The following is a 26,883-nucleotide window of genomic DNA, read 5'->3' on the forward strand; positions in this document are numbered from 1 at the left end:
CACAGAAAAGCGCAAGCGACTGTTTAGCGATGTACAAACTTTTTAAGCTTCTGACGAGATAAAGGAAACACGGCGAAGCATGAGCCGATGTTGACTTATCGTAGGAAGAAGCTGAAAGTTTGCTAATCGCTAGGCGCTGGAGCCAGACACACGAAATGCGCAGGCGATTTTACCATCATCACTCTCTGCATTGAATGATGACGATTCGATCTTTTCCGTTAATATCAAATAGTATTTCCGTAAGCGCTGTTGGAAAGGCCTGCTGCATTAAAGCAGCAACCGCTTCCCCTTGTCCTGCTCCAATTTCAAAGGCGATCAACGCTTTTCTCTGAACAATCTTCGGTAAGCCCAAGGCAAATCTCCTATAAAAATCCAGGCCATCCTCTCCAGCAAATAAGGCCAAAGAAGGCTCATGATCTCGGACAACCTCATCTAGAACATCATGAACAGGAATATAAGGTGGGTTGGAAAGGATAATATCCATTTTTTCGCCGGTCTGTACAAGCGGTTCAAGTAAATCTCCTTGCTGAAAATGGATCGTTGCTCTCAATGCATTGGCATTGTCTCTTGCTACTTTTAATGCATCCTGAGATATATCCGTTGCCATCACCTGCATACTTGGAGCTTCTAGCTTCATGGTAATCGCAATCGCTCCACTACCTGTCCCAATGTCTACTAACTTCAAATGCTCGTTTACAGGGAATACATTGTGTATTCTCTGCAAAACAGCCTCGATTAACTCTTCTGTTTCTGGCCGAGGAATCAACACATGTTCATTCACGATAAATTTTCGTCCGTAAAATTCTTCATACCCGATAATGTGTTGAATGGGTGTGCCTGTTACATGCCGCTTTACCGCATGTTCAAAACGTTTCCATTGATCCTCTGTTAGTGACATTCTTTGTTCTGCTAACAATGTAGATCTATCTATCTGTAAAATCCACAGAAGCAGCCATTCCCCAGCATTCTCATCACGATGATGTTCCTTTAAACAAGAAGAAGCCCATTTCAGGGCCTCAAACACTTTCTTCGTTAACATTTATTCTTCCACGCTCTCAAGCTTTTTCGATTGATCCTCAATCACCAAACTATCGATCACTTCATCAAGCTTGCCCTCGAGAATTTGATCCAACTTTTGAATCGTCAAACCAATTCGATGGTCCGTTACCCGATTTTGCGGGAAGTTATATGTACGAATTCGTTCAGAACGATCTCCAGAGCCTACAGCTGATTTCCGATTGGCATCATATTCCGCCTGGGCTTCCTGCTGGAATTTATCATAAATACGTGCCCGTAACACCTTCATCGCTTTTTCTTTATTTTTAATTTGAGACTTTTCATCCTGGCAGGAAACAACAATCCCCGTCGGAACATGCGTTAGACGAACAGCAGACATCGTTGTATTAACACTTTGTCCCCCTGGGCCACTAGAGGCAAATGTATCCACACGAATATCCTTTTCATGAACATCTACTTCTACCTCTTCTGCTTCAGGAAGCACAGCCACAGTAGAAGTCGAGGTATGAATTCGCCCGCCTGATTCTGTTTCAGGTACACGTTGAACACGGTGAGCCCCATTCTCATATTTAAGTTTTGAGAAGGCACCATTTCCTGTAATCATAAAAATAATTTCTTTAAATCCTCCAAGACCGGTAGAATTTGCTTCAATGACATCTGTTTTCCAGCCTTGTGCCTCCGCATAACGACTATACATGCGATACAAATCACCCGCGAATAAAGCTGCCTCATCTCCTCCAGCAGCACCACGAATTTCCATAATGACGTTTTTATCATCGTTGGGATCTTTCGGGATAAGGAGAATTTTCAAACGCTCTTCCAGCTTTTCTAGTCTTTCTTGAAGCTCATTGACTTCCTCTTTGACCATTTCTCGCATATCTTCATCTAATTTTTCATCTAACATATCTTTAGCACCTTTAAATTCTTCTTGTGCTATCTTGTAGTCTCGGTATACTTCTACGGTTTCTGCAATACTGGATTGTTCTTTTGAATATTCCCTTAGTTTATCGGAATCACTGACCACTTCTGGATCACTTAATAATTCATTTAACTTCTCATAACGTTCTTCAACCGATTGCAATTTATCAAACATGCTTTTCACCTCAAAAGTTGGCTTCCATGATTACTATATTATAACGTTGGCTCCCTTCAAAGCAAACCATTCTGCGAAAAAAAGGAAATTTCACTAACTACCCCAAGAATAAATGTTCACTAAGGAGGGGGTGTTTCTTCATGGATTTTCCATTTGTTTAATAGTCGAGGTTAACTTTGTAGGCACTTCATGATGATGTCGACAGCGTGCTTCATAGCTCTCCGCAGCACCTACCATAATAACTGGATCTTCATAATTGGCTGGCTTACCATTGATTAAACGTTGGGTACGACTAGCCGGTGAGCCACAAACAACACAGACTGCTTGAAGTTTTGTTACTCGTTCCGCAATCGCCATTAATGTAGGCATTGGACCAAATGGCTCTCCACGAAAATCCTGATCTAAACCGGCAATAATGATTCGATAGCCTTGGTTAGCCAGTTGTTGCACAATATCCACAAGACCCTGATCAAAAAATTGCGCTTCATCAATCGCTATAACGTCTACCTCTTCATTGAGTCTCTGAAGTATATTCGCAGCGGAAAGGATTGGTTCTGCCATAATCGCAGTTCCATTATGAGAGACAATTTCGTCCACGCTATAACGGTCATCTAATTGAGGTTTAAATACCAAAACCGATTGATTAGCGAAAATGGTCCTCCTTACACGTCGAATCAGTTCTTCAGACTTTCCTGAGAACATACTTCCACAAATTACTTCTATCCACCCTGGTTGTTTCATCATTTCCATGAGGCATAGCTCCTTCCTCTTGTGCTCATGTATCAGGGTAATGAACTTCTAATAAAGCTACCCACGTCCTGTGGATAACATAGAAGTCAGCACAACATGCCCAAACCCAATTTCATGCATTAAAAAAACAGGCACTTATACATGCCTGTTTTTTTCAGCCTACAACTCTTATTTTCAGTCTAGCTACAACGCCTAGCTGCTAGCAAACTTTCGGTGCCTTCCTACGATTCACCCTTCGGGTTCATCGTGTTTCCCTTATCTCAGGCCAACAGGATGTTGGTCAGAACGGCGTTGCGCCAGGAAGGCGCGAACTTAGCCGTTCATCCTTTAATTTCAAAGTTTGTACGCAGCTGGACAGGCGCTTCCGCTTTATTTTTCTTTAAGGCCGTATTTTTTATTGAAGCGATCAATACGCCCATCTGCAGAAGCAAATTTTTGGCGGCCTGTATAGAATGGATGACATTCTGAACAAATTTCAACTCGCACTTCATCTTTTACAGAACCACTTTCAAATTCATTCCCACATGCGCATTTCACCATAATTTTTTTATATGCTGGATGAATTCCTGCTTTCATTCTTTTCATCTCCTTATGCCCTGAATCATTTGCTGAAACAGAGTTAAAATACACTAGAAATCGTTTGTGTTCATATCATGTAATAAAAACACAATTATAATTATAACAACTCTATATTTAGAATGCAATTATTTTAAAAGAAATTCTATCGGAAATATCTTCCTTGCTACAAAATAAATAGCTTTGCTTAGACTAACGTTTTACTGTTTGCCCTTCCTCTGGTTTCTTCTGCAAGCATATTAAAAAATTCCTCATTTGTTTTGGATTTCCGTAATTTACGCATGAACTTTTCCATAAAGTCCGGAGTATCGGACATCGCTTTACGCAACTTCCAAAGTTTATCCAATTGCTCTTTTGGTATGAGTAGTTCTTCTTTTCTTGTTCCAGAACGATGAAGATCAATGGCAGGGAAGATTCTTCTTTCTGCCAGCGAGCGATCCAAATGCAGTTCTAAGTTTCCTGTCCCTTTAAACTCTTCATAAATCACGTCATCCATTCTTGACCCTGTATCGACAAGAGCAGTTGCTAGAATCGTTAAACTTCCGCCTTCTTCAATATTTCGCGCCGCACCAAAAAAGCGTTTCGGACGATGAAATGCAGCAGGGTCTATCCCTCCTGAGAGAGTTCGACCGCTTGGCGGTATAACTAAATTATAAGCACGCGCCAATCGCGTAATACTATCCATCAGAATGACAACATCGCGCCGATGTTCCACTAGCCGCATCGCTCTTTCTAACACAAGCTCTGCCACTTTAATGTGGTTTTCTGGCACCTCATCAAAAGTCGAGCTAACCACATCTGCGTCAACGGATCGTTCAATATCCGTTACTTCTTCAGGACGTTCATCTATCAATAAAACAATTAACTCCGCTTCCGGATGATTCGTTGTGATAGAATTAGCAATTGACTTTAATAGCATTGTTTTTCCAGCTTTCGGTGGGGCAACAATTAATCCCCGTTGGCCAAAGCCTACAGGTGAAACCAAATCCATGATTCTTGTTGATAGATTGGTTGGGGTCGTTTCCAATTTTATCTGACGGTCAGGATACAGAGGAGTAAGCGCAGGGAAATGAACGCGTTCCTTTGAAGTTTCAGGGTCTGCTCCATTGACCGCTTCGACATGAAGCAATCCAAAATAACGTTCGTTTTCTTTCGGAGGCCGAACTTTACCGGAGACTTTATCACCATTTCTTAAATCAAAACGACGAATTTGCGAAGCTGAAATATAAATATCTTCCGAGCTAGCCGTATAATTAATTGGCCTAAGAAACCCAAACCCTTCAGATTGAATGATTTCCAAGACACCTTCCATAAAGAAAAAGCCTTCTCGTTCAGCGCGAGCTTTCAAAATTGAAAAAATCAATTCCTTTTTCGTCAATTTACTGTAGTAAGAAATTTTGTATTCCTTAGCTAATTCATATAATTCTTTTAATTTCATATCTTCAAGTAATGAAATATTTAAATCCGCCATCATGACACCACACTTTTTTAATTTCAAAAAATATAAAAATAATAGCTTTGTTAAAATACGGGAAGGATGCTAGTTAGCTGCGCAATGAAGAGTTGGAGCTTTGAAGATGTCTCTATATTACACGGAAATGGGAAAACTTGCAAAGGGAGTCTATTTTATCCTTCAGACTCCCCGCTTTTATGTTTATTTATACTCTATATATTCAATCGGCGCTCGTACCAAGTCCTATAGACCTATGCGTTCTTTATTTGTTCCATTTCTTCCTCTGTCATCTTTTCACGCCAAATCGTCGCACCAAGTCCATTTAGCTTCTCAACCAAGCCACTATATCCACGATCGATATGGTCTAGACCTGATACCTCAGTAATACCGTCTGCAAGTAAGCCGGCTATAACTAAAGCAGCTCCAGCTCGTAAATCAGAGGCTTTTACTTTTGCACCTTGCAATTCGGATGGACCATTAATAATAGCTGAACGGCCTTCTACTTTGATATTTGCGTTCATTCTTCTTAATTCATCAATATGCTTAAATCGTCCAGAATAAATGGTATCTGTTACGATGGATGAACCTTCTACCTTTGTTAACAATACAGTAAGTGGTTGCTGTAAGTCAGTTGGAAAACCAGGATAGACAAGTGTTTTTATATCAATTGGTTTAAACTGATCTCCCTTACCAATAAAAATTTGGTCATCCCCAACATCTACTTGAACGCCCATCTCTCGTAACTTCGCTGTTAGCGATTCGAGGTGATGCGGGATCACATTATCAATCAGAACACCTTCTCCTACTGCCGACGCTAGTATCATGTATGTACCTGCTTCGATCCGGTCCGGTATAATCGTATGACGGCAGCCATTTAATGTTTCGACACCATCAATACGGATAACATCTGTCCCTGCACCTTTGATTTTGGCTCCCATATTGGTTAGAAGTGTTGCTACATCAATAATTTCTGGTTCTTTAGCCGCATTCTCAATAATGGTACGTCCTTTTGCTTTGACGGCAGCCAACATAATATTAATGGTAGCTCCAACACTTACAACATCTAAATAAATACGTGAACCTCGAAGTTCATCTGCTCGTAAATAAATAGCCCCTTGTTCATTCGTAACCTTTGCTCCAAGAGACTCAAAACCTTTTATATGCTGATCAATGGGACGTGGACCTAAATGACAGCCACCCGGAAGACCGATAACCGCCTTTTTGAATCGCCCAAGCATAGCCCCCATCATATAATAAGAGGCTCTTAATTTTTTTACCTTTCCATTTGGTAAAGGCATTGAAACCATCTTCGTAGGGTCCACAGTCATGTTCCCCTGATCAAAGTGAACGTCTCCACCAATTTCTTCTAGCAATGCTTTTAAAATATGCACATCTGAAATATCAGGAAGGCCCTCGATTGTCACAGGCGACTCAGCCAAGAGTGTAGCAGGGATCAAGGCAACGGCGCTATTTTTAGCCCCACTTACTTTAATCGTCCCTTTTAAAGGATAACCACCTGCAATTTTAAGCTTTTCCATCTTAGTCGTCCTTTCTGGGAAATAATAAGAATTAAAGGCTAACTTAGCGACTTACTGTTGACAGACTCAAACATTTTGCCTGCAGTAATCTTGTACGTCGCAACGCCTTTGTGACCTGCTTTCTGCAGGCCTAATTATACAATATTATATACGAATTTTGGCGAAACATGTAAAAAAGTAGTAATTTTTAACATTTGTGTAATCAAATCATTATATGAGGCCCATGCAATAGATATTTTATATTTTTTTGTAGATCATAAAATAGGAGTAGTGACATTGAAGGAGAACAAGAAAAGCGTAAGGCGACAGTGAAAACCGCCCATTAAAACGAGCGGCCACCATCATTTATTTTTTTTCTAAAAAATTATGCTTTTTCAGAGGAACCAAATTCACGCATCTTGCCAATCACCGTTTCTTTAATGGCATCACGTGCTGGTCCAAGATATTTACGAGGATCGTAAAGATCAGGTTTTTCTGCTAAAACTTCACGAACTGCTTTGGCAGAAGAAATTTGGTTTTCTGTATTCACATTAATTTTAGCTGTTCCTAAAGAAATCGCTCTTTGAATATCCTTCGTTGGGATACCTGTACCACCATGAAGAACTAATGGCATTCCTGTCAATTCTCCGATCTCTTCCATTTCTTTGAATCCAAGATTTGGCTCACCTTTGTAAGGGCCGTGAACAGAACCTAATGCAGGTGCCAAGCAATCAATACCTGTGCGTTCTACTAACTCCGCACATTCTTTTGCATCTGCATAGATAATGCTTCCAGATACATCATCTTCTTGTCCACCAACAGTACCAAGCTCAGCTTCAACCGATACCCCATGGAAATGAGCAAGTTCAACGACCTTAGAGGTTGTTTCAATGTTCTGTTCAAATGGATCGTGAGAAGCATCGATCATTACAGATGTAAATCCAGCATGGATAGCTTTGGCACATGCCTCAAAACTAGAGCCATGATCTAGATGGATTGCCACAGGTACAGTAATTTCATATTCTTCCATTAAACATTCTACCATTTTCACTACAAATTTAAAACCACCCATATAGCGAGCCGCACCCTCTGAAACACCAAGAATAACAGGTGATTTTTCTTCCTCTGCAGCTTGAAGGATTGCTTGTGTAAACTCCAAGTTATTAATATTAAATTGTCCTACTGCATATTTTTCTTCTTTTGCTTTATTAAGCATATCAGTCATAGAAACTAATGGCATTGCTTTTCCTCCTCTGGGGTAAACTGCGCACTGGTGTGCTATTTTAGGACTATATCCTAGCGGTTAGTTTTCTTCCTCTCTTATCATACCAAATTCACCTACTTATTACCAACGATTTTACCAATGGGATGATATACCAGACAGACTCTATGAGGGAGCGTCTGTATTTCCTTCAAATAAATATTTTTTAACAGCACTGCGAACTTCTTCAATATCAAATGGTTTTGAAAAATGAGTGATAACTCCTAATCTTTTGGCATTTTTAATTAATTCATGTTCACCATATGCCGTCATTATCATCACCCCAATATTAGCCTTCATCTTTTTCATTTCAGCCAAAATCTCCGGACCGCTCATACCCGGAATTTTCATATCTAATAATACTAGATCAGGATCATGCTCTTCCGTGATAGATAATGCCTCTGGTCCATTAGCCGCTTGATAAACTTGATAGCCTTCTTTTTGTAAAATTTCGTTTAATAAAATACGAATACCAAATTGATCATCGACAATTAATATTTTCTTTGTCATTTTATCTCCCTCTCAATATTGTTAATTAAAATAGTAAAATATAAATCCAGTAACACTTGTTAATATTCTATTTTTATTTTACTTAGTCCTTCAAAAATCCCTTTTTTTCTTCATATTTCAACAGTATAATGAGTGAAGGAATAGGGAAAGGAGCAAATTTTTAAAAATGCAGAAAATGTTTACCACCCAATTATTAGGACTTTTCACCCGCATTATGGATAAAGAAGCTTATTCGATTGAAGATGGAGCCAGATTATTAGCGCAAGCTTCTGCTGGTGAGGGAGTCATTTATATAAAAGGCTTTGGAGAAATGGAAGGGGTTGTGCTAGAGGCCATCAATGGTCCGGAACCTTTAGAAAATGTACGAGTTTTAAAGGATGTTGCCGACCTTAAACCGATTGATCGAGTGTTGCTATTTACACGTTTCTCTGATGATCATAAGGCCAACGAATTCGCAAAACAGCTGGAAGAAAAGGGCATTTCCTTTGTAGCCGTTTCAGGGGTTAAAAAAACAACTGAACATCATCTTCCTGATGTAGCTGATGTTCATATTAATACATTTGTATTGAAGCCGCTTATTCCCAATGAAGATGGAGAAAGAGTTGGATTCCCTACTTTAATAGCAGGTCTTTATATTTATACATGCATAAAATTTATTTTAGATGAGATTTTAACTGAATATGAATAAAAAACAGCCTGTTTTGCTCAATCCGGTGAACAAAACAGGCTGTTTTTCAGCTTGGATTACTTTTCTGTCCTCATAGCTGCTTCTACAAAACCATAAAATAATGGATGCGGACGTGTTGGACGTGATTTGAATTCTGGATGGAATTGACTTGCTACGAACCAAGGATGCTCCTGTAATTCAACGATTTCTACAAGACGTCCATCTGGACTAATACCAGAGAAGACAAAACCATTCTCTTCCATTTTTTCTCGATACGCATTATTAAATTCATAACGGTGCCGATGGCGTTCTTCAATGATTTCCTCTCCATATGCTTCATAAGCCTTTGTGCCAGGGGTTAATTTACATGGGTATCCGCCTAAACGTAATGTTCCACCAAGATCCGCTACACTCTCTTGATCAGGTAATAAAGCAATAATCGGTGCTTTCGTATCTGGTTGAATCTCTGCAGAATGGGCCGTTTTTATCCCAAGCACATTGCGAGCATATTCTACAGAAGCCAACTGCATACCAAGACAAATCCCTAAAAATGGAATGCGGTTTTCACGTGCATATTGAATGGCAATTAATTTCCCATCAATCCCACGGTCCCCAAATCCACCTGGAATGAGAATACCATCTACCTCTTTCAGTTCCTCTTCTACATTTTCACTTGTCATCTGTTCAGCATTTAACCATTTAATATTGATATCCGAATTGAATGAGTATCCGGCATGTTTTAAAGCTTCTACTACAGAAATATAGGCATCTGGTAATTCCACGTATTTTCCAACAAGGGCAATCCTTGTTGTATGCTCAAGTCCCTGTACCTTTTCAACGAGCTTTTTCCATTCCGTCATATCTGCCTCGCCACAATCTAATTTCAAATGCTCACAGACAATTTGATCCATTTTTTGTTCTTGGTAAGATAATGGGATGGAATATAAAGTACTTTCATCAAGCCCCTCAATAACAGATCCTTTATGAATATCGCAGAATAAAGCAAGCTTGTCCTTTATCTCTTCCGAAATCGGTCTTTCCGTACGAACAACAAGAATATTGGGCTGAATCCCTAAGCTATGAAGTTCTTTTACACTGTGCTGAGTCGGTTTTGTTTTCATTTCTCCAGCTGCTTGTAGATAAGGAATGAGCGTACAATGAATGTACATTACATTATCAAGTCCGACATCATATTTCATTTGTCTAATCGCTTCTAAAAACGGAAGTGACTCAATATCTCCAACCGTTCCACCGATCTCAGTAATGATAACATCTGCTTTTGTTTTTTCGGCAGCGCGATAAATACGATCTTTAATTTCATTTGTAATATGTGGAATCACTTGAACTGTGCCGCCCAGATAATCACCACGTCGTTCTTTCTTGATCACCTCTGAATAAATCTTGCCTGTCGTCACATTAGAATATTTATTTAAATTAATATCAATGAATCGTTCATAATGTCCAAGGTCTAAATCTGTTTCCGCCCCATCATCTGTAACAAAAACCTCTCCATGCTGATATGGACTCATCGTTCCCGGATCCACATTTATATACGGATCGAATTTCTGAATCGTCACACTTAAACCACGATTCTTTAGAAGTCGTCCAAGGGATGATGCAGTGATTCCTTTTCCTAATGATGAAACTACCCCACCGGTAATAAAAATAAATTTAGACACAATCCTTCCTCCTTCTTTACCTTCTACTCTTTTTCAAAATCAACAACTCAACACAAAAAAGTAGTACACATAGTGAAGGCACGAGCAAAGCTCTTCCAATTTGATAATAGGAAAAACTCCATATTAGCAAAATAGAGATAGTGAGCTCTACCATATTCCTTTATAAACAGAAAAAACGCCCCCGTTACAAAAATGTAATGGGAGCGTGTTGGTTTATAAAAAACAGTCCTTTTTCAAGGAGCCCAAATAAGATAATACATATTCGTATTTAGGAAGTCAAGTGGATGAATCTTTTGCAGTAAGGTATTGATTAGCCCGTAGAGACATTCTTCATGCCTTTAGGCTAGCCAAGAGCCACTCTTATTCATCATTTGTTTGGACAACAATAATTTCTACCCCAGCTTTTTCAATTTCCTTTAAAATCTGTTCATCTGCTTTGTCGCTTGTAATCAAAATGTCTACATCTTTAAAATGACAAAATGAAGTTAAGCCCAATTTTTGGAATTTAGAATGGTCTGCTAAGACAACGCTTTTTTGCCCAGCTGATATCATAGCCTTTTTCACTTCTGCCTCATAGAGATCTGAACTTGTAATCCCTTGTCTTAAAGATATACCAGATGTTCCTATAAACGCATAATCAGCAATATACTTTTGAAGCTCTAATTCAGCCTGTGGTCCAACCGTACTAAGGGACCTTCTCCTTAATTTCCCACCAAGGAGATAGACAGATATCGATTCATTTCTCGTACACTCCTCTGCAATATTCAAGGCATTGGTAATAACCGTTAAATCCTTAACCTTCTCCATCTCCCTAATAGCATGCCAGGTGGTTGACCCAGCATCTAATATTAAGGTTTGTCCAGGCTGTACAAGCTCAGCAGCACCTTTACCGATTAACTCTTTTTCCTCGAAAAATTGTCGCTGTCGTTGTCTAATTGGCAAAATAAGCGTATCTTGCTGGAATTTATCCGCTAGTATAGCGCCACCGTAATTTTTTTTTAATATCCCTTCTTGCTCAAGCTGGCTCAAATCACGGCGAATGGTTTCCTCAGAAACATTAAATTGATCAACAAGATCGGAAGCTTTCACACTTTTATGTTTAAGTAGCATTTCCTTTATCCTGTTTCTTCTTTCGGCAGCAATCATTTTAACTTCCCCGTTCTTTATAGTATGGTTGGTTATCTTATATTGAACAATGGCATTCCCCATTTGAAAGAAATCTATTTATCCTATTCTAACATCTTATGAGAAAGATTTTAACTGTCTTTCTGAAATAGCAAATTGCAATTGGTATAGAGATTTCGACTGAGTGTGCAATTTATGAGTTACTCATAGTTTTACTATGGATCCGATCGGTTATAATCGTTGTTCTCTCACTTTACATTCCCTCTATTTGAGGATGTACGCATTGTTTGTTCCATCTAAAACCAAACTTTAAATGTCTTAATCTCATATGGAGCAATAGAGAACGTTATTTGTTTAGCTTGATAAGTCACATCTTGATCATCTTCTTCGACTAGATTACTCTTTACCTTAATTGTTTCTATGAAAGAGACTGGGACAAAAGTGTTTTCACCAAAGAAAAAACCGAACTAGTATGATGCATATCCCCGTTCCGGAAATATACTTCCCCAAGGTAATACATTGTTCGGTTTTAGAACTTATTTTTTTAGTTTTGTCTCAGCCTCTTCTTTCAATGGAGATCCAATTTATCCCAGTTCAATCCCGCTACGGTAATGGAACCGCGATGACTTCAACTCCAGCATCCCTTATTTCCTTAAGAATTTGTTCATCGACTAAGTCACTCGTAATCAATATATCGATATCCTTTAAATGACAGAAGGAAGTTAGCCCCACTTTCTGAAATTTGCTGTGATCCGCTAGTAAGACAATTTTCTCTCCTGCCGAAACCATCGCTCGTTTAATTTCCGCTTCATATAAATCTGAACTCATAAACCCTTGGCGAAGCGAAAATCCTGAAGTCCCTAAAAAAACATAATTAGCACTGTATTTCTCAAGTTCACTTTCAATTTGAGGTCCAACTAGACTCATCGAATGTCTTCTTAATTTTCCACCTAATAGATAAATGGAAGAATCTCCGTTTTTGCTACATTCCTCCACAACATTTAAGGCATTAGATATAATGGTTAAATCTTTTAATTGATGGAGGTTTTTTACTGTACACCATGTTGTTGTTCCTGCGTCAAGGATCACAATTTGCCCCTCTTGCACCAATTCAGCGGCTCTTCTACCAATTTCATTTTTTTCTGTAAGAAACTGGCGTTTCCTTTGTTGGACAGGGAGAATAAAATCCATTGGTTGATCTATATCCTCAAGTAAAATAGCACCACCATAATTTTTTTGAATCAGACCATCCTTTTCGATTTGATTCAAATCTCGGCGAATTGTTTCCTCCGACACCTTAAAGAGATGAACTAATTCAGAGACTTTTACGCTCTTTTTACTTCGAACTATTTCTTTTATTTTATTTCGCCGCTCCATTACAATCACGTATATTCCGCCCCCTTAACCGTTCTTATGCTTATCCCGAATTAACTGGGAGTAAGAATGAAGTTTCACTATTTTGCTTTTCCAGTTATATTGGCTAACTTTGCACATCCTCTGATAATATTCATATGCAAAATGGGACAGACATTTCTAAATCTGGCGTTCACGAATAACAATGATTATGATTCTACCCATTCCAATAAATTCGTTTCTAGCACAGGCTTCGTATGGTCATTAGGAATACGAAATGTTTTAATTTCGGAGGGCTTAAATGTCGTTGCAATGGTTTGATTCCATTTCGGCAGTTCAATTTTCGCCTCTGTTTCAATACCTGTTGTTTCATAGGCGCGTATAATGATATCATCATGATCTTCTGCCTTTTTCATAACCGTAACAATCACATTATCCACATCGACTGACAAAAAGGAATCTTTTTGCGGGAGTGGACCTTTATGATAGGTTTCAATAAGTGATATCGGCTGCTGATTTAGTTCCAATCCGCGTTTGACAGTACCTGCTGTTTCCCAGTTTCCTTCGTGTGGCAGCAAGGTATAGGTAAACGTTTGAATTCCTTGATCGATAAATGTATAGTGCTCATTCTTTTTCGGTTTGATTGGGTCATGATGGGCATAAATTGGACTGCGCAACACAGTCAAGCTCATTTCTTTATTATGAATATCGAAACTATATTTTCCATCATTTAAAATACTTAACCCATACATTTCACCTGTTGGTGGGTTTGTGCCGGAAATATCAAACCAGTTTTGTCCTGGTTCTTCTTCCCCATTACATTCCCGAACAATATGCCCATACGGAATTTCATACGTTCCTTTTCGAAAAATAATATTTACGGGGAATTTTAATTTCAACACCTTGAATTGTTCTTGCCAATTGACTGTTACATGGACATCTATTTGGTTCAATTCTCTATACATCGTAAAGTCTTGAATAAGGCTTGACTTTCCAAATTCACTGATCACACGGATCACTGATTTAACCGGGCCATGTTCCACTCTTTGGACACTCTTTGCTGTAAATTGTCCGATTTCATCTTGATAGCGTAGAACATTATGAGACCATGTATCACTCTCATCCTGAATAACAACAGGTCGGGCTCCAGGACCTTCAAGGAGTTCAATCTGCTTCTTTTTATCAAAAAGGCTTGTGACAAACCCTGTTTGTGGATCAATTTCTACACGGAACGAATTGTTTTCAAGTTTTTGATCACTAGCATCAATTGTTCCAAACTCTTTATTCGATAACTGCTTTTTGATTTTATACACTCTATAACCAAATGACGGCAAATCGGCAATAAAGCTAATTCGATACCTACCGCCTGCTGTTGCTTGTGATTGTATGGATTGAACGGCCACTTCCATGCCCTCATCATCCACTAATACATAGTCGTCCTTTAATCCTCCAACCTCAAGTTCCACAACTACCTTACTATCCCATGAATGTGGATTAAAAACGACAATCGGCTTCATTCCTTCTTCTTCTTCGATATCGATGCGCCAAGATAAAGATTGAATCGCATTATTCAAGCCTCTACTTGCAATCGACATAGCTTCTCCATGCATATGCTGAGCATCATCATATGCTGACTTTAAACTCGTACCTGCTAAAATATCATGGAATTGATTAAATAGGACATTTTTCCATGCTTGATCATAATTTCCCGGGTACTGCTGTCCTGTTGTCCAATTCGCAATTGAAGAGAATTTCTCTGCCATTTGTAATAGATTTTCCGCTTCACGGTTCCACTTTTTAATACCAGAATGAGCAGCATAACAACCACTTGCATGATGTTGTAAGTCGTCATGCACTACTGGAATTGGTAAATCCTTCTCGACCATATCGGCGAAATACTGATTTGGTGTGCTGAAAATCATCTTAGGAAACTCAGGACCATTATTCATTCGTTTAATGCTTTCAATATTCTCCTTCGTTGGACCTCCCCCATGATTTCCAACCCCATAAAAGCACATTAAATCATTAAAAGGGGCTTTCAATTCGCCCATATTTCTGCGTACATGTTTTTCCACATCTTTTCCCCATGTACAATATTCGAATGGGATTCGATATGTTAGCACACGAGAGCCATCATCTGACTCCCACCAGAAGATTCGTCCTGGAAGGCCTTTTTCTTGCGGGCTTGGCCGCATGAAAACGTAATAGTCAATTCCACTTTTTTTCAAGATTTGCGGCAACATTCCATTATGACCGAAACTGTCGACGTTGTAACCAACCTTGGCCGTTACTCCAAACTTCTCTTGAAAATAATGTTGTCCGTATAATCCTTGTCTGACAAATGATTCTCCACTTGGAATATTACAATCAGGTTGGATCCACCAACCTCCAACAATTTCCCAGCGTCCTTCCTCAATTCGCTGCTTAATCTCCTCGAACATTTCGGGTTCATTATTTTCAATCCATTCATAATTGGCTGCAGAACTATTTGTAAAAACAAAATCATTATATTCTTTTATCCGATCAAGTGCTGAGCGAAATGTTGCTTTCGTTTCTTGAAATCCCTCCTGCCATTGCCAAAGCCAAACAGGGTCTATGTGTGCATTGCCAATCATATATAATGTAGGTTGTTTACTATCCATATGAAACTCCTCGCTTTCCGTGCTTCATTTTTGAGCTTCCATTATCCTTTCGATCCTGCAGTAATATTCATTCCTTCGATAAAATAGCGTTGGAAAAGAAAGAATAGAATAATCACTGGCAAGAGAACAAGTAAGGATGCTCCCATTAATAAATTCCATTGTGTATTCGTTTGCCCTTGAAAAACTTGAAGTCCTAGTTGCAATGTGTAGAGAGCCTGGTCATTAATATAGAGCAGCGGACTAAGGAAATCATTCCATGCCCCATTAAATGAGAATATGGCGATCGTTACAATTGCAGGTTTTGTTAAAGGAATCATCAGTTTTGACCAAATATAGAAATGATTGGCACCATCAATTTTTGCAGCCTCAATTAATTCATTAGGAATTGTTAGGAAAAACTGCCGAAGTAAGAAGATATTAAAGGCGTTACCGAAAAAAGCAGGTACAATTAATGGCAACCACGTATTTAACCACCCAACTTTAGAGAAAATAATATATTGAGGGATTAACATCACAAAGCCTGGAATCATCATCGTTGCCAGGACAATAGCGAAGAGTGTATTGCGACCCTTAAACTTAATTTTTGAAAAGCCATAGGCGATAAACGAGTTAGAGAGTACATTACCGACAACAACAATAGCGGTAATAATCAACGTATTTGCCGCATAACCGGCAAATGGTGCCGCATCTAACACTCTTTTGTAATTTTCCCAATGGAGTTCCTTTGGGAAAAAGGTTGGTGGATAGGCCATGACTTCTTTCATATCTTTTAAGGAAGTTGCAATCATCCACCAAATGGGTGACAAAATGAACAAACTTCCTATAATGAGGATGAACAATACCGCAATTTGCACAAAGCGTTTTCTATTCTTTGTTGAACTAAAGTAGCTTGTCTTATTTTGTTCTATTGACCTCATTTTCGATCCTCTCCTTCATAATGCACCCAACGTGGAGCAAGTTTTAAATTGATTAGGGTTAAAATGAAGACGATAACAAATAGTACCCATGACATGGCCATCGCATAGCCCATATCAAACGTTTTAAATGCCTTATTCCACATATGAAGATTGAAGAACACTAATGAATTTGCTGGACCACCTTCACCACTGTCACTCATTACATAGGCCTCTTGGAAAATTTGAAATCCTCCTATTAAACTAGTGACAAGATCGAAAAAGATGACCGGTGTAATCATAGGAAGTGTAATATGACGAAAACGATGGAAAATACTGGCCCCATCCATTTCTGCTGCTTCATACAAGGATTGTGGTACTCCTTGTAAACTAGCTAAATAGAGAAGCATGCCACCACCCAAACTCCAAAGTTTCATAAAAATAAGGGAAGGTTTCGTCCATTTCGGGTCAAACAACCAAGCTGGTCCATCAATCCCGATCCAACCTAACATTGTATTAATCAAACCTGTATCAGGGCTTAATATTTGCATCCATAAGAGGTATACTCCGACTCCAGAAAGCACAGCAGGCAAATAATAAATGGTTCGAAACACCCTCATACCCGGAACTTTTTGATTTAGTAAAACACCTAAAATAACCGCTCCAGCAGTCGTTAATGGTACAGAAAAGATGACATAGTATAACGTGTTATATAGAGAAGTCCAAAATAAATCATCATTTGTAAACATTCGGATGTAGTTCTTGAAGCCAACAAAATCCATTCTTGTTGTAACATCATAATTTGTAAAACTTCCAAACAAAGAAAACAAGATTGGACCGCCTGTTAGAAATAAGATTCCAATGATCCAAGGGGCAATAAAAATATAGCCTTGTACTGTTTCTTTCCTTTCAAGACCACTACTTCTCTTTTTTTTCTTCTTAGGAGTTTTCTCTTTCATAGTTGGTGAGGTTCGCAAGTTGTTCATCCCCTTTCGTATCAATGCACCTTCACTTGAAACTACCTACGCATTCCTAGGTGAGTCCATATATGACGGCCAGAACAATAATTTATCAAGAATCAAGAAGTGAAAGAGCTGCTCACTTCTTGATTACAAGAATTATTTTGAACCTTCTACCAGTTTTTCTACAGATTTCTGAGCTTTATCCAACGCGTCTTCAACAGATTGTTCTCCTAATAATGCCTTTTCAATTTCAGGATTGATGACTGATAAATAATCAGGTGCTTCTAGAGGTGTTGGCGTTCTGACAGTATTATCCAAATTATCGACTGTTGCTTGATAAACAGAACGTCCTAGCTCAGATAACTCTTCGCTTTCTGCGGCTGCCTCAGATGCTTCAATATTTGGTACATTGGTGAAATTTTCAACAGCCCAATATTCCTGCGCATCCTTACCGGCTAAATATTTAAGAAATTCCCAGGAGGCTTCAGGATTTTTAGCTCCATATGGGATTTCTGCAACAAATCCACCGCCCCATGTCGTGTTTCCACCTGAGTGACCTTCCCTATTCGGTAAGGGAGCCACTCCGAATTCCATATCATCGCTATAATCTCTAATTTGGGTATAGAAGGTACCCGGAGAAATATACATCCCGATTTTACCGGCAATAAAAGGATCTGCAGTTTCTGAACCAAATTCTGCGGAAAATGAGTTAATCACCTTTTTACCATAGCGACTCTCGAAATCTTTTACCCACTGCAGTGCTTCTACATTACTAGAACTATTTATAACTGGTTTATTATTTTCATAGTCCCAGTAGGATTGACCATCCGTATTTAGCATATAAATATCAGCACCCGCTCCATGGCGAGGCAAGAAACCAATTCTTTCGTATTTGTTTCCATTTTTTTTATCAATCTTTTCAGCATACTCCTCAAGTTCTTTCCAAGTGGTAGGTGGTTTTTCAGGATCTAGTCCAACCTCTTTGAATATCTCTTTGTTGTAGAAGAGCATGTAAGTATCTGTATCAAATGGAATGGCATAGGGATCCCCCTCATATAACATCGGCGTCCATGTATTTTCAAAAAACTGATCTTCAAATCCATCTTCCTTCTCGATAAACTCAGATAGATTTGTGTTTTGCTTTTTTTCCGCACGTTGTGACACAGTATTAATATCATTAATAATCACATCAGGTGGATTTCCTGCTGCAATAGAGGCTAACGACTTTGTCCAAATATCCCCAAACGGGAAGTACGTGTGCTTTACTTCAATATCGTCATGAGAAGCGTTGAAGTCATCAATAATTTTCTCAACAATCGGTCTACGAGTCTCAGAACCCCAAAAAGTCCAAAAGTCTATTACAACCTTATCTTTTCTCGATGAATCAGAGTTATCTCCTTCATTCGTTTTTTTCGATCCTGTTTGTCCAGCGCAGCCAGCTAATATAGTACCTAGGACTAAAATGAGTAGCAATAATTTTGCAAATGGCCTTTTAAACGTTTTCATTTCCTTCCCCCTCTTTTTCAATAGATTCGGCAATAAACCCCAAAACCTAGAGGAAACAACAATTGGTTATTGGGTTTTATTGTGGTTTTGTTATAACTTACGTTTATTATGCACAGATACCGCTTACAAAGTCAACGTATTTTTATTTACTTTTTGTGGTTTTCAAATAAAAAGCTGGTAAAATTTATAATAACACATATAAACACACATTATTTTGGTGTTTTGTATGGTTTAATACAATCACCTTTTACAAAAAGCAAAAAAACCTTATAAATAGAGAGTCAGTTATATTGAACTCTTCTATTTATAAAGTTTTTCCTTCAGACGGGACTTATTTTCGAATTATGACTCGTGTGGTTTCACTTATAAACAGATCCCTCCCAAGCGAAATCTTATTTACTTATTAAGTGATAATTATAGAACGTTCACGTGGGATAAAGAGGAGTTCTCCTATTATTTATTCTTTTAATTCGGCTCCTCCCTGTTCTAATTTATAAAAGGCTGGTAAAGAAATCATAAGCCAGAGATAAGCAATCGTGCTTCCCAAGAAGAAAAGCATAACAATCGGCATTTTAATCATTAGAAAACAAACACCATAACCAATGAGAACCATCCAAATAGCGCGAAAGGGTGTGGCAAACGCCATTAAAGCAGACATTTTTAGATACTGGTACCATTTCAACTCATATTGCACATAAACAGGGAAGAAATAAACCGCGATTAATAAGTATAGAAAAGACAAAATATATAATAAAAATTTTAAGATCTGCATGGACATAGTATCATGAAATTCAAAGACCGCTACATCTATATACATAATATAGCCGATGAGTAGAATAGGCACACCAGCAGTATTCGACTTCAAGAACTCTTTACGATAAAAAGACAAAAATTCTTTAAAAACGGATGCTTCTATGTCTCCCCTCATCCACTTCCTTAACACAGCAAACATGGCAACTGTCGCTGGAACAAAGCCTAAAAGGATTGCACCAAGTAAGGTAAAACCGATCCATAAAAGGTTAATATAGGCTAATCGAGAAAACCATTCAGCAAAACGAACAAGTTGATTTTTCCATCCCTGTTCACCCACTATTATTACTCCCTTTCAAAAAACTTCCGGAAAAGTTCTCAACAAAATCAGCTTGAGTTCTGAAAACGATGTCTGCTTTTAGGCTTTTAGCTTATTTAGTCACAATTTAATTTCAATTATGACTTGCATTTCCTGTTCAGAACAATTTACTGTGTACATGTTTTCTTCTTCATTCAAATACTCAATAGCCACTTTTTGCCCATTCACTCGAATTTCACGAGGTTTTGATTCTGCCACAAAGGCGAATTCCCCACCCTCATCTAACCGAACCATCATAGACTTTTCTGCTAAATATTCCAGCTTGTACGTAGCCGGTGAAATATATTTGTTGATTAATCCTAATGGAGTTAGGCTATGTTTCTTAGGCACGATGAAGTATAAGCCGTATCCCTCTTGCTCTAACTCAATATCTTTTATTTCAGTTCGTTGCATGGTGTCGATTGTTTGCTTAAAATAATCATACACAACATATTCTTCAGCCCTTAGGTCATCAATATCACTTGGACTTATATTCCCTTTGACCTTTTTTCCAACTAAGTGAATATTAAATGCCGCTACTATCCCTACCCCATTCCTTGTATTCCATACTTTCAAGGGGACATTTTCATTAGTTGGATCTTTCATAAGTATATCTTTTGTCGGTTTACCAGGTTGATCACAGCGTAGAATCCGACCATTCTTAAAGATCAATGGCTTAACTACTTCTGGATCCGTCTGGCCTGCAGGATCACTTGTATAAATGGGACCTCCACTGATGGCTCTTAGCAAGGCATGACGTTGTGCATCTTGATGCCTTGTCCAGAACATGTCCCAATCGCCCCAGAATAGTTCTCCATGGTAAAAGGAATTATAGACATTTTGTAAGGCATGCTCAGCAAAACCATTTGCATCGTCTGGTACAAAATCATCACTGCTTCTTGATACAGCAGAAATCGGGCGATTCCATATATTTTCTGGTGCCATTCCCATACAATTGATCATGCACTGATCAAAATGAATGCCCACCGAGGCTTCTAGCGCTTTATGGGATTCCAATGCCGCTTCCCCAACAGACATTTGTCCCTTCATAAAATTAGTAATCGCGCTTTGACCATCCACTTTAACAAAATCAATACCTTGTTGTTTTAAATACGAATGCCATGCATCCCAGAATCCAAATCCTTTACCTTTATCTGGATAAGGAATTTGTTTTTCACTATTTGTTTTGTAAATATAAGGGGTCATTTCATCAGCTAATGAGCTAGTAGGATCGATTCCGCCCCAATACCCAGCAAATGTGTGCCATACCCCAACAGATTCTACATTATATATATTTTTCAATTGATCGGTTAAGGCTTTAAATCCCTCCGGAAACTTTTCTTTATCAGGTTCAAAGGCACTTAAGCGTTCTTGATTGGTTTTCGACCACCCATCATCAATCATGACCCATTTTACTGGCAGCCCTTTTTCTATAAATTCCTCCATTTTACGTAGAATGCCTGACTCATTGACATTATGGTAAAATGCATCCCAACTACACCAACCAAGATGCTCCAACTTTTTTGGATAACGTTTTTCACTTATTGTCTTTGATTTACCACATAGCATAAGTACATTATTTGTGAGTTGTTTTGATAATGCGAATGGATTCTCCCCTTTTCCTAACACAAAAGCAAGGGTTTGACATTGTGCTCGTCCATGATCTGAGGAAGAAATTGTAATATCAAAACCTTGTTCTGCTCCCCTTATTTCCGCTTTAAAAATATCGTCACATACGGGAAGTAATTGATAAAATATTTCCCCATTATGCCACAGTAGGGACTGCGTTCTTGGCGGAATACCTGATAAGTCTTTTTCAAAATAGGGACGGGTCCACCAATCTTTATGACGATAATGAGCAATAAGTCCATCAATATTTCCTGTATTTCTAATCTTTATGATCACACCATTTTCCGGCTGAAGGACCTCATTCTGTCCAAAGAGTCGCTCACTAAAAATCTTAACATCCGTGTACGCGTGGATTACCTCTTCATAACAATGGAATATAAAGGAAAAACTTGCTCTGTCACTATCTTTATAAATAAATTCATGTCGCGTATAATCTCCAAAACGATCTGTTCGTTCATCTCTTTTTTCTTCAATAAATTGCAAGTTCATATCATCAATACGATCTGTGCTTAATTCAATTTGTATATCGCCTAAAACTTTATCCTCTTTGTTTTTAATTTGTAAAAGTTCTCCATCATATTTCGATTGAAACACGTTGATCCCCTCTATTCATTGGATACTTGTTTTAAATCTAATTTATATAGTTTAATGTAATTATTCCTAAAAATATTGTTAGCAAATTCACAGGCATCTGGCTCTGTCATCATACCGCCATCGACTTTATCCGTTAAAATCTCAGATAGAATGTTTCGGGCCAGTTTCGCATGAGCATACGTACCTTCTACTTGGCTATAATCGCCGCCAAATCCAAGGATTTTGGATTGTGGAACCATTTCGATCAATTGGGATAATAATTGTTTAGTTGCTGTTGGTGAAAGAATGTAACACCAAGTTAAATCGGCATAGGTATTGGAAAAGTTTTTCACAATCGATAAATATTCATGATAATAGGGATATCCCCCATGAAGAAGTACAAATTTTGCTTCCTTGTATTCAAGTAATAGCGGCACAAGATCTGTTACCTTTGAATTTGTAACAACATTTCCGTTACCAGATACACTTGGTTCTTGATGACCTGTATGGATTTGAATGGGTACATCAAATGTGATCGAAAGCTGGATGACATGATGGATTAGATAATCTTGCAGCGGTTTTAATTCATTTTGTGATAAGCTCTCACTTAAATGAAGGGATTTCAGCTGATTAAATATTTTTTCTGCTTCATCTTTTGTCGGCTTGTCTACATATAACGTCCGCCAATAAGCAGCACCAATCTTCGTCGCTACCATGCCATCTTCCATATATTGTTTCATAATTTTCTTCACAGCATGCAAATAATGATCAAATTCATATAAACGAGAACCGTATTCTTTTTCTACGGCTCGAATATCCTGTAGATTTCTTAATTTAAAAACATGATCCATCCACATCACAGGTCTGAATAAATCAAAATCAACCTTTGTTGTAAAAATTAGCGGAAATGCAAGATCAATTCCCGCCCGTTCCTGTAAAACCTTGCGATATAAGTCAGGATCTTGAGATGCCTCTTTTACCCTAGCATTTAATGCCAAGATTCCTTCTACAGTCCAATCATTTATTCCATATAAATCCTCCACAGCCGACTGTAACATTTGAGCATAGGTTGTGTTTTTTACTTTAGGCCAATATTCCAGAAAAATCGTAGCCTTCTCTTTATCTGACAACGTATTTTTCTTATGATCAAAAAATTCGGGATCCATCCCTGCCGTCATTAAATCTGAGCTTAGGTAATGCAAAAGGTCAAAAAAGCCTGCTTGCATTTTCTTTCGATCTGCCTGAGGAATTAAATGCTCATGTCCATCAATTATTCTTATGTTGTGAATATGTTGTGCAATGGTATTCAAAATCAACTTCTCCTTTAGAAATGACCTCTTATAGTTATAGACGACTACTTTCACAAGCAAAGTAGTCGTCATTCAGATTATTTATTATTACTTTACTTCAATATTTGGGTAACCATTTTTAACTGCTTCTTTAAAAATGGTTAGCGCTTTTTCATAAGAGTCTCCATTATCTACAGCTTCAGCAGCCGCATCATAAAATAATGTTGAAATTTCCTCTTCATCTCCTGTAGCCTTTTTCTCTGGTATATCCATCACAAGATCTTTATATATTTCTAATACTGGTTGGTCTCCAAAAAATGGGCTTTTATATGTTTCCATATTATCGTCGTAGACCGTTTGAAGAGCAGGCATATTTCCTGTTTCTTCTAAGTTGTACTGTTGCCATTCTTCGCCCGCGATAAACTCAACAAATTCGTAAGCCAAGTCCTGATGTTCAGAACCTTCGTATATCGCTCGATAGGTTCCCCCTTCAAAATAGCCTTGTGGTGTTTTCGCAAGTCCATATTTTCCTTCCGCAGCTCCGTCATCATTATCAACCATAAATCCTGCCCAAGCAGGCATAGCAAACATAATCACACCGCCATCATTTAAGGCATTCCCCCAACCTGCTGACATATATCCTAACTTCGCATCTACACCTTCATCCCTGACCGCTTTCATATAATTAAAGACGTCCTCCCAAGCCGGGTCAATCGTTAACTTATCATCTTGCACCCACATTTCTTGGTGAGATCGATCGACATTGAAGACATCACCAAAATGAGAAATCAGGTGAACTTCTCCATTACTCTCCGTTTCAACCTTCTTACCAAGATCAATCAATTTATCCCAGCTATCAACCATTTCTGAAATTTTGTTCGGATCATCCGTACCAAGATATTTTTTCGCTAGATCGCGGTGATACCAGAACGCACCTGGTGAAGAGTGATCGGAAATAGCCCGAATCGTTCCATCTTCGCCTGTCCCTAATTCTTTTACATAGGGTACATAATCTTCCACCAATTCATCTATGCCCATTGCGGACAAATCAGCCACAAAAGGTTGGTTGATAAATTTCCCCATGTAACTTCGTTCAAGGTCAAAAATATCTGGCACATCAGTTTTTGTATTAATTGCGTTCATTAATTTCGTTTGGTATTGATCTCCTGGAAATACACTAACATTAACCTTGACATTCGGATATTTCTCCTCAAATTTTTCAGCCATTTTTTCTACATCACCAAAAAATGTCCAAATATTTAAATCTCCTTTATATTCATCAGGTGCTTTTGCCTCCATTGGTTGCTTATTCGATTGATTATTTTGCTCACTATTGTTTCCACCACAAGCAGCTAGAACACCTAACAATAATGTTAATAGTAATAAAAGAGAAACCTTTTTCAACTTTTACTCCCCCTATATTTATGCTTTTCCAGTGTATTGAACCAACAATTTCTTCTTACCACCTCCTTAAAACCAGATTCTCCTTACTCTTTAATCGCACCAGCCATAACATTGCCAATAATTTGTTTAGAGAATAGAGCAAAAACAATCAAGATAGGGATGACAGAAATCACGATCCCAACATATTGGGCGCCATAATCTACATTAAATTGACTTCTTACACTCGCAATCATCACGGGAAGAGTCTGTAAATTATTGTCAAATATTAAAATCATTGGTTGTAAAAACTCATTCCACTTTCCAATGAATAGAAAGATTCCCATCGTAGCGATAGATGGTCCCATTAGTGGCAAAGCAATTCGATGAAAAGTGGTAATTTCCCTACTGCCATCAATCCTTGCTGACTCTAACATTTCTTTAGGGACTGTATTATCTGCCACCTGTTTAAAGAAAAACAGGGCAAAGGCATTACTAATAGATGGTAAAATTAATGGCCAATACGTATTCACTAGTCCCATTTCATTCATTAATCTGAAAAAGCCGATAATCCCCAGCTGACCAGGAACCATCATAGTTGCTAAAACCGAGGCAAACAAAAGGGCATTTCCTTTAAATTTATATTTTGAAAAACCATAACCACTTAAAGCAGAAAAATATAATCCAATAATCGTAGAGATCACGGTAATAATTAAACTATTAACAAACCCCCTCCAAATCGGCACAACATCCACGAGTCGTTTGTAATTGCCGATAAATTGATCACCAGGAAGCAATAGTAATTTTCTTGCAATTTCAGAATTTCGATGGGTTGAAGTAATGATCATACTGTAAAAAGGAATTAAGCAAAGAATGGCTGCAGCGACAATTACGATCCATATAATGGTTTTAATGATCAAGCTTTTTCTTTGTTGTTTTTTTAATTGGTCTTCTGTCATTAGAGAAGTTGACTGCCCATTTCCTAAATCTCGCAATTTGCTACGCCTCCTTTTTCTTTCTTACACCAGGAATCATAAACGTAATAACGGTTGCAATCGCAATGACAACAAACGCTCCATAAGCAATAGCTGATCCATATCCATAGTCATACCTTACAAAGGCTGCCTCATACAAATTCATAATCATAGTAAGGGTTGAGTTACCCGGACCTTTTCCTAACATCAATGGTGCGTCAAATATTTGCAACCCACCTATTACTGATGTAATTAATGTGAATATAAGCACGGGCCTGATTAAAGGGATTGTTATTTTTATGGCTGTCTGAAATTTAGAAGCCCCATCAATCTCTGCTGCTTCATATAAATCTTCGGGAATCGTTTGCAATCCAGCCAAAAATACCAACATATTAAAACCAAAGTTCTGAAACATCATGACTAATGCTACAATAATACGCGCTAGCCAAGGATCATTGAGCCAGTAAACCGGATCCTGAATAAACCCTAATGCTTCAAGTAATTTATTGATACTACCAGTCTGCCAATCAAACATTAACGCAAACATTACTCCCAGAGTAATCGGAGTAATGATATTCGGAAAATAAAAGATGGCATGAAATAAGTGTCTCCCGCGAATAAATTTTTCATTTAAAATAAGCGCAAGTGTCAAAGCAATCGTAAGCTGAGGGATAATAGAGAATATCCATATGATCAAGGTATTTCCAATGGATTTATAAAAGAGTTTATCTTGGATTAAACGTTCGTAATTTGCCCAACCGACAAACGATGGTTCGTTAAATCCACTCCAATCTGTAAAACTCAAATAAAACGAATAAAGAATAGGCCCTAATCCAAATATGATAAAACTTATAAAAAATGGTGCAACAAAGTAGTAGCCATGCGGGTTTTTATCAATTCTACTTTTAAACATAATGTTTTCGAAC

General features: G+C 38.2%; 22 protein-coding genes and 1 pseudogene. 1 reads left to right on the top strand and 22 read right to left on the bottom strand.

The features are described 5' to 3' along the window. Positions 1 to 178: 178 nt before the first annotated feature. From prmC to KI375_RS01175, 8 genes are all read right to left on the bottom strand, one after another. Complete coding sequence (gene prmC / locus KI375_RS01140; protein ID WP_212971712.1) at positions 179 to 1,039, bottom strand: peptide chain release factor N(5)-glutamine methyltransferase; 861 nt, start codon at positions 1,037 to 1,039, stop codon at positions 179 to 181. Continuing rightward, positions 1,040 to 2,110 (bottom strand): peptide chain release factor 1, encoded by a 1,071-nt coding sequence (prfA, locus tag KI375_RS01145; RefSeq protein WP_207446395.1) that lies wholly within the window; start codon positions 2,108 to 2,110, stop codon positions 1,040 to 1,042. 138 nt (positions 2,111 to 2,248) lie between these two features. After that, the gene (locus KI375_RS01150) at positions 2,249 to 2,860 is read right to left on the bottom strand and encodes a thymidine kinase (protein WP_212971713.1); all 612 of its coding nucleotides are present in this window, start codon (positions 2,858 to 2,860) and stop codon (positions 2,249 to 2,251) included. A gap of 369 nt (positions 2,861 to 3,229) precedes the next feature. Then, on the bottom strand, positions 3,230 to 3,436 hold the full coding sequence (gene rpmE, locus KI375_RS01155) for a 50S ribosomal protein L31 (RefSeq protein ID WP_207446407.1): 207 nt from the start codon (positions 3,434 to 3,436) through the stop codon (positions 3,230 to 3,232). A 187-nt stretch (positions 3,437 to 3,623) separates the two neighbouring features. Continuing rightward, positions 3,624 to 4,907: a transcription termination factor Rho gene (gene rho, locus KI375_RS01160; RefSeq protein ID WP_207446932.1), complete on the bottom strand. Its 1,284-nt coding sequence runs from the start codon at positions 4,905 to 4,907 to the stop codon at positions 3,624 to 3,626. Positions 4,908 to 5,140: 233 nt separating this feature from the next. Beyond that, a complete protein-coding gene (locus tag KI375_RS01165; protein ID WP_212971714.1) occupies positions 5,141 to 6,427 on the bottom strand; it encodes a UDP-N-acetylglucosamine 1-carboxyvinyltransferase in 1,287 nt (428 codons plus the stop codon). Between the two features lie 364 nt (positions 6,428 to 6,791). Continuing rightward, a complete protein-coding gene (locus tag KI375_RS01170; protein ID WP_212971715.1) occupies positions 6,792 to 7,646 on the bottom strand; it encodes a class II fructose-bisphosphate aldolase in 855 nt (284 codons plus the stop codon). Between the two features lie 147 nt (positions 7,647 to 7,793). After that, positions 7,794 to 8,177 (bottom strand): response regulator, encoded by a 384-nt coding sequence (locus tag KI375_RS01175; RefSeq protein ID WP_212971716.1) that lies wholly within the window; start codon positions 8,175 to 8,177, stop codon positions 7,794 to 7,796. Positions 8,178 to 8,343: 166 nt separating this feature from the next. On the opposite strand from KI375_RS01175, the gene KI375_RS01180 reads away from it, so the two are divergent. Then, the gene (locus KI375_RS01180; RefSeq protein WP_212971717.1) at positions 8,344 to 8,865 is read left to right on the top strand and encodes a DUF2529 domain-containing protein; all 522 of its coding nucleotides are present in this window, start codon (positions 8,344 to 8,346) and stop codon (positions 8,863 to 8,865) included. A 56-nt stretch (positions 8,866 to 8,921) separates the two neighbouring features. On the opposite strand, the gene KI375_RS01185 is transcribed toward KI375_RS01180, so the two are convergent. The 14 genes and pseudogenes from KI375_RS01185 to KI375_RS01245 form a co-directional block, all read right to left on the bottom strand. Continuing rightward, positions 8,922 to 10,523, bottom strand: a complete 1,602-nt coding sequence (locus tag KI375_RS01185) for a CTP synthase (RefSeq protein ID WP_212971718.1) — start codon at positions 10,521 to 10,523, stop codon at positions 8,922 to 8,924. Between the two features lie 360 nt (positions 10,524 to 10,883). Then, entirely contained in the window at positions 10,884 to 11,732 is an 849-nt protein-coding gene (locus tag KI375_RS01190) for a DeoR/GlpR family DNA-binding transcription regulator (protein WP_306419749.1), read from the bottom strand. A 212-nt stretch (positions 11,733 to 11,944) separates the two neighbouring features. Next, positions 11,945 to 12,088: pseudogene (locus KI375_RS27875) on the bottom strand (glycosyl hydrolase-related protein); the annotation flags it as partial. A 163-nt stretch (positions 12,089 to 12,251) separates the two neighbouring features. Then, positions 12,252 to 13,025, bottom strand: coding sequence for a DeoR/GlpR family DNA-binding transcription regulator (locus KI375_RS01195; protein WP_244852196.1), 774 nt, complete (start codon positions 13,023 to 13,025; stop codon positions 12,252 to 12,254). A gap of 185 nt (positions 13,026 to 13,210) precedes the next feature. After that, positions 13,211 to 15,643 (bottom strand): alpha-mannosidase, encoded by a 2,433-nt coding sequence (locus tag KI375_RS01200; RefSeq protein WP_212971721.1) that lies wholly within the window; start codon positions 15,641 to 15,643, stop codon positions 13,211 to 13,213. Positions 15,644 to 15,684: 41 nt separating this feature from the next. Beyond that, complete coding sequence (locus KI375_RS01205) at positions 15,685 to 16,560, bottom strand: carbohydrate ABC transporter permease (RefSeq protein WP_212971722.1); 876 nt, start codon at positions 16,558 to 16,560, stop codon at positions 15,685 to 15,687. Next, entirely contained in the window at positions 16,557 to 17,522 is a 966-nt protein-coding gene (locus KI375_RS01210; RefSeq protein ID WP_374706773.1) for a carbohydrate ABC transporter permease, read from the bottom strand. The genes KI375_RS01205 and KI375_RS01210 overlap by 4 nt, the downstream gene beginning before the upstream one ends. Before the next feature lie 132 nt (positions 17,523 to 17,654). Continuing rightward, complete coding sequence (locus tag KI375_RS01215) at positions 17,655 to 19,004, bottom strand: ABC transporter substrate-binding protein (RefSeq protein WP_212971723.1); 1,350 nt, start codon at positions 19,002 to 19,004, stop codon at positions 17,655 to 17,657. Positions 19,005 to 19,461: 457 nt separating this feature from the next. Next, complete coding sequence (locus KI375_RS01220; RefSeq protein WP_212971724.1) at positions 19,462 to 20,094, bottom strand: YesL family protein; 633 nt, start codon at positions 20,092 to 20,094, stop codon at positions 19,462 to 19,464. Between the two features lie 99 nt (positions 20,095 to 20,193). Next, positions 20,194 to 22,335 carry a Sip1-related alpha-galactosidase gene (locus tag KI375_RS01225; protein WP_212971725.1) on the bottom strand — a complete coding sequence of 714 codons (2,142 nt, stop codon included), beginning with the start codon at positions 22,333 to 22,335 and terminating at the stop codon, positions 20,194 to 20,196. 11 nt (positions 22,336 to 22,346) lie between these two features. Then, positions 22,347 to 23,624, bottom strand: a complete 1,278-nt coding sequence (locus KI375_RS01230) for an amidohydrolase family protein (protein WP_212971726.1) — start codon at positions 23,622 to 23,624, stop codon at positions 22,347 to 22,349. A gap of 87 nt (positions 23,625 to 23,711) precedes the next feature. Continuing rightward, positions 23,712 to 25,007 carry an ABC transporter substrate-binding protein gene (locus tag KI375_RS01235; RefSeq protein ID WP_212971727.1) on the bottom strand — a complete coding sequence of 432 codons (1,296 nt, stop codon included), beginning with the start codon at positions 25,005 to 25,007 and terminating at the stop codon, positions 23,712 to 23,714. Positions 25,008 to 25,090: 83 nt separating this feature from the next. Beyond that, positions 25,091 to 25,978, bottom strand: coding sequence for a carbohydrate ABC transporter permease (locus KI375_RS01240; RefSeq protein WP_212971728.1), 888 nt, complete (start codon positions 25,976 to 25,978; stop codon positions 25,091 to 25,093). Positions 25,979 to 25,982: 4 nt separating this feature from the next. Next, entirely contained in the window at positions 25,983 to 26,870 is an 888-nt protein-coding gene (locus KI375_RS01245; protein WP_212971729.1) for a carbohydrate ABC transporter permease, read from the bottom strand. Positions 26,871 to 26,883: the final 13 nt, after the last annotated feature.

Origin of the sequence: Bacillus sp. J14TS2 (assembly GCF_018333015.1) — a bacterium.
Taxonomy (GTDB): Bacteria; Bacillota; Bacilli; order Bacillales; family Bacillaceae_C; genus Lederbergia.